The 2,236-nt window shown below is 70.3% G+C and carries 1 protein-coding gene; it reads left to right on the forward strand.

What is annotated here, in order from left to right; genetic code table 11:
* A partial coding sequence (locus AC2CHG_RS31100) for a non-ribosomal peptide synthetase (RefSeq protein ID WP_484526173.1) occupies positions 1-2,236 on the forward strand: 2,236 nt, incomplete at both ends.

Genomic DNA, 2,236 nt, shown 5'->3' on the forward strand with positions numbered 1-2,236 from the left:
GGCGCTGGCGGACATCCAGAGCTGGAGCGAGGTGCCGGCCGGCTCGCCGATGTTCGACAGCATCGTCGTCTTCGAGAACTACCCCGCCGACCTCGGTCTCGGTGCCGAACACGGTCTGCGGATGATCGGCCTGGCGGGCACGGAAGCCACCAGCTTCCCCCTCAACCTGCTGGCGTACCCGGGCGACGGACTGGCGCTCACGCTCGCGTACGACCCCCGGATGTTCGACGAGACGACGATCCGGCGGATGGTCACCCACCTCGGGCGGATCATCGAAGGGCTTGCCGCCGAGGATGCCGCCGGCTCGCTGGGCGCCGTGCCGATGCTCACCGCGGAGGAACAGCGGGAGGCCGTCGGCCGGCACAACGGCGCCCTGGTGCCGATCGGGCCGGAATGCCTGCCGGACCTCTTCGACGCCCAGGTCCGGCGTACCCCCGACGCGCCGGCCGTGCTCTTCGAAGGGCGGACGCTCACGTACGCGGCCTTCGCGGCCCGGGCCAACCAGCTCGCGCACCACCTGCGTGAGCTCGGCGTGGGCCCCGGTGACCTGGTTGCCGTGTCGCTGCCCCGGTGCATCGAGCTGGTCGTCGCCCTGTACGCGGTCCACCAGGCCGGCGGCGCCTATCTTCCGCTCGATCCGGACTACCCTGCCGAGCGCCTCGCGCTCATGCTCGACGACGCGGGTCCCCGTGTGGTGCTGACCGACAGCCGAACCGAGAAGATCCTGCCGTCGGGGCGGAGCACTGTCGTCCTGCTCGACACCGAGACGACCGGCACCCTCCTGGACGGCCTTCCCACCGGTGCGGTCGACCGGAGCGGACTCGATCGGAACAGCCCTGCCTACGTCATCTACACCTCGGGCTCCACCGGCCGCCCCAAGGGTGTCGTCGTGCCGCATGCCGGCGTGGTGAACCGCCTCCTCTGGATGCAGGACGAGTACGGTCTCGCTGCTGACGACCGGGTTCTGCAGAAGACCCCGTCGAGTTTCGACGTCTCGGTATGGGAGTTCTTCTGGCCGCTCATTACCGGCGCCGCGCTCGTGGTGGCCCGGCCTGACGGGCACGCCGACCCGGAGTACCTGGCCGACCTCATCCGGCGGGAACGGATCACCACCGTGCACTTCGTGCCGTCGATGCTGCGCGCGTTCGTGGACACGCCGGCTGTCGTCGGGATCGAGACGCTCAGGCGGGTGATCTGCAGCGGAGAGGCGCTGCCCGCGGAGCTGTGGCGGCGTTATCGCGAGGTGCTGGATGCCCCGCTGCACAACCTCTACGGCCCGACGGAGGCGTCGATCGACGTAACGTACCACCAGTGCGTGGACAGCGACCTGGACGGCACCGTTCCGATCGGCAGGCCGGTCTGGAACACCTCGATCTACATCCTGGACGCCGATCTGGCGCCGGTGGTGCCGGGCAGCGAGGGTGAGCTGTGCATCGGGGGCGTCCAGCTCGCCCTCGGGTATCTGAACCGGCCGGAGCTGACGGCTGCGCGCTTCGTGCCGGACCCGTTCGACGGATCGGATGGCCGCCTCTACCGCACCGGTGACCTGGCCCGGCGGCGGGCGGACGGCGTCATCGAGTACCGCGGTCGGCTGGACGACCAGGTCAAGGTGCGCGGCTTCCGGATCGAGCTGGGCGAGATCGAGGCGGTGCTGGAACGGCACCCGGAGGTCGAGCGGGCGGCGGTGACCGCACCGGCCGACTCCAGCGGCGGACGGCGGCTGGTCGCTCACGTCGTGGCCGCCGACGGACGGTCACCGGTCGCGGCCGAGCTCCAGGAACACCTGGGAGAGCACCTTCCCGAGCACATGGTCCCGGGCCTGGTACTGCTGCGTGACGACCTGCCGCTGACCCCCAGCGGCAAGCTGGACCGCCGTGCGCTGGAGACGGCCGATCTCGCTACGGACGCCGTGGCGGTGTTCGTGGCGCCCCGCACCTCTGTCGAACGGGCGGTCGCGGCCATCTGGGCCGAGGTGCTCGAGGCACCCCGCATCGGCGTCGAGGACAACTTCTTCTCGCTCGGCGGTGACTCCATCCGCACCATCCGGATCGCATCGATGATCCGCGACGTTCTCGGAGTCGACCTGCCCCTGCGCCGCCTGTTCGATCTGCCCACGGTCAGCGCCCTGGCCGCCGAGATTGAGCAGTCCGGGCGTGTGGTGGGTGGGGGTATTCCGGTGGTGGCGCGGGGTGAGGGTTTGCCGTTGTCGTTTGCGCAGCAGCGGTTGTGGTTTTTG

The sequence above is a fragment of the Micromonospora sp. ATLC20 genome, from assembly GCF_057196585.1.